At 69.2% G+C, this 2979-nt stretch carries 4 protein-coding genes; 1 reads left to right on the top strand and 3 read right to left on the bottom strand.

The window, feature by feature from the left end; translation table 11 throughout:
* The 3 genes from AB1578_23155 to AB1578_23145 all read right to left on the bottom strand — a co-directional run.
* On the bottom strand, nt 1-560 hold a 560-nt coding region (locus AB1578_23155), incomplete at its 3' end, for an AAA family ATPase (protein MEW6490797.1).
* Nucleotides 561-700: 140 nt separating this feature from the next.
* Nucleotides 701-1108, bottom strand: coding sequence for a helix-turn-helix domain-containing protein (locus AB1578_23150; GenBank protein MEW6490796.1), 408 nt, complete (start codon nt 1106-1108; stop codon nt 701-703).
* On the bottom strand, nt 1105-1398 hold the full coding sequence (locus AB1578_23145; protein ID MEW6490795.1) for a type II toxin-antitoxin system HigB family toxin: 294 nt from the start codon (nt 1396-1398) through the stop codon (nt 1105-1107). The genes AB1578_23150 and AB1578_23145 overlap by 4 nt, the downstream gene beginning before the upstream one ends.
* Nucleotides 1399-1750: 352 nt before the next feature.
* On the opposite strand from AB1578_23145, the gene msrB reads away from it, so the two are divergent.
* The gene (msrB, locus tag AB1578_23140; protein ID MEW6490794.1) at nt 1751-2842 is read left to right on the top strand and encodes a peptide-methionine (R)-S-oxide reductase MsrB; all 1092 of its coding nucleotides are present in this window, start codon (nt 1751-1753) and stop codon (nt 2840-2842) included.
* Nucleotides 2843-2979: the final 137 nt, after the last annotated feature.

The following is a 2979-nucleotide window of genomic DNA, read 5'->3' as shown; positions in this document are numbered from 1 at the left end:
TCGGGGCTGCGGTGGAGGATGTCGGCGAACTCGGGCGCTTCTGGCGGGAGGCCCTGGCTCAGGCGCTCGAGCTCCCGGTCGGGCCGGCGCAGGAGGTCGGGGAGGAAGTCGGCGGAGAGGTCGAAGGGCACCGAGGCGGTGACGACTCCCTCCTGGGGCGAGGACTCGATGAGCTCGGCGGGGAAGCGGGTCTTGGCGAGGAGGATCCACACCGCGGCCATGGCGGGGGTGCCGGGGCTCAGGTGGAAGGCGAGGCGGGCGCCGGGGCCGGCGGCTTCCAGGGCCTCCGTCACGCCCCGGACCGCGGCCTCGTAGATCTCGCCGAAGCGGGTCGGGCCCGAGAGGGGTTCGGCGCGTACCCGCACCGGGGCCGAGGTCTGGGTTCGGAGCCAGACGGCGTAGGGGGCGGAGCGGGAGTCGGGGTAGTCGCTCAGGAGGTGGACGGCGTCGAAGGGCCGGGCAGCCACGGCGCGCCCGATGGGGCCGAGGCCCGCGGCGGGGTCACCCACGGCGGCCTTGAGGTCGGTGTTTCCGATCCAGCACACCAGCACGTCGGCCATGGTCCCTCCCGCGGCGGCGAGGATACAACAGGGCTTGCGGGAGGAGAAGAAGGGTTGTGTCCGCGAGGCGAGGGGCGACCGGCAGGGACCAAGGCCCCGATTACCGGGGGACCGGACAGATCAGCAACCCCTTGAGGAGATCAGAAGAACACGGACGGCGACACGCCAAAGCGCTGGGCCAAGACCCGGAGCTGCCGCACATTCAGCTCGCGCTTGCCCGCCAGGAGCTCGGAGACCACGCCCTGGCTGCCCACCTCGGGGAGGTCGGACTGGGTGAGGCCGTGCTCTGCCATGAGGTAGCGCAGGACTTCGGGGCCCGAAGTGTCGGGGATGGGCAGGTGCTCCTCTTCGTAGGCGTGGACCAGGGTGCCCAGCACGTCCACGAGCTCGTAGAGGGGGTGCGCCTCGTCGGCGCCCACGTCGACGAGGAGCCGGTCCAGGGCCGAGAGCGCTTCCTCATATTCGGACTCGGAGCGGATGGCGCGCACGGGCGCCAGCTGCAGTACCTCCTGCCAGGCTTCGGTCAAGTGGCGCAGAGCGTGACTCACGGTTTCCACCTCCCCCGGTCGTACTCCGCGTGGGTAAGCACGTGCCGGATGTAGACCTTCTGCCGGTTGAAGTGCAGCGATGCAATCAGTATCAGCCTGTACTTGTTCCCTCCGACGTTGAATACCACGAGCCCTCCCACCAGGTCTGCACTCGGAAACGTGCGGCGCAGCTCGTCAAGAGTCTGGAACGACGTGCGGGCCATCAGCCGGTACCAGGTCCGAAGGGGCGCGGCGGCATCCGGATGCTTCCGAGCAAACTCCAGCAGTGCCCTTCGTGAGATGACGTGCATTGCTTCTATATCTCAAAATGAGATTCGACGCAAGCGCTGCCGCCCCGCCGGGTGCCGGTAGGTGTGGCCTCCGAGAGTGGCAAGTATACCATCCTCCCCCTCACCCCTGTCGCCCACGGGGGCGATGGGGCGGTCTACCACGAGGATGCTACGTCCTGCCTTGCTGGTGCTCGGTCACAATGGCAGTCGAAACCGCCGCCGGGGTGGGCGTCGATGGCGATATCTGGATTTCGGTGTGGACGGTGCATCCAGAAGCTCCCCGGGGAACCAGTGCTTATGATGGGGAGCGACAGGGCGGAGACGAGGGTTGCCGTTGGGGCTTTCCTTCCTGCCGACCGAGGAGGCTTGAGCGATGAAGACCATACCATTTGTTGCCGCGCTGCTCCTCGCGGCCGCGGGGGCCGTCGAAGCGTCCGGCGCCCGGGCCGAGGCCGGGCAGACGGCGGCGGCTACGTTTGCCGGGGGGTGCTTCTGGTGCACGGAGGCCGATTTCGAGAAGGTTCCCGGGGTGCTGGAGGCGGTGTCCGGGTACGCGGGGGGGCACGTTCCCAATCCCACCTACCAGCAAGTGACCGCGGGCGCGACCGGGCACCTGGAGGTGGTGCAGGTGCTCTACGATCCCGGGCGGGTGAGCTACTCCGAGCTCCTGGACGTGTTCTGGCGGCACGTGGACCCCACGGACCCCGGTGGGCAGTTCGTGGACCGGGGTCCCCAGTACCGCACGGCCATCTTCTACCACGATGCCGAGCAGAAGCGCCTGGCGGAGCAGTCTCGCGGGGCCCTGGCCGCGTCGGGCCGGTTCCGCAAGCCCATCGTCACCGAGATCGTACCCCTGACGGCGTTCTACCGTGCGGAGGACTACCACCAGGACTACTACAAGACCCACTCCATCCGGTACCGGTACTACCGCTGGAACTCGGGCCGCGATCAGTTCCTGCGGGAGGTCTGGGGCACGAAGGCCCCCGCCGAGGCCGCGAGCGGGAAGGCCGGCGGAGCCGGGGCGGGGAAGCCCCCGGCCGAGGAGCTGCGGCGGCGCCTGACGCCGCTCCAGTACCGGGTGACCCAGGAGGACGGCACCGAACCCCCCTTCGACAACGCCTACTGGAACCACAAGGAGCCTGGGATCTACGTGGACGTCGTCTCGGGCGAGCCGCTCTTCAGCTCGCTGGACAAGTACGACTCGGGCACGGGGTGGCCGAGCTTCACCCAGCCCCTGGAGCCGGGAAACGTGGTGGAGCACGAAGACCGCAGCTTCTTCGCGACGCGCATCGAGGTGCGAAGCCGGGGCGCGGACTCCCACCTGGGCCACGTCTTCCCAGACGGTCCGCCCCCCACCGGCCTGCGCTACTGCATCAACTCGGCGGCGCTGCGGTTTGTTCCCGCCGGGGAGCTGGAACGGGAGGGCTACGCCCGGTACCTCCCGCTCTTCGCGGGGAGCCGGTAGGGGTGAGCTTGTCCTGATCGTGCCGTTCTCGCGAACCTCGCAGCCGTTCCCCGGTGGACGATCGTCCGCAGGGGGGTACCCTGGGGGGTGTTGTCAGGGGGCGGGGGTCAGGGGCTGGGGGCTGGGGGCTAGGGGCT

It is taken from the genome of Thermodesulfobacteriota bacterium, assembly GCA_040756475.1.
Classification (GTDB): Bacteria; Desulfobacterota; Deferrisomatia; order Deferrisomatales; family JACRMM01; genus JBFLZB01.
Note: the sequence above shows the minus strand (reverse complement) of the source record. Positions and strands in the feature narration are given on the sequence as shown.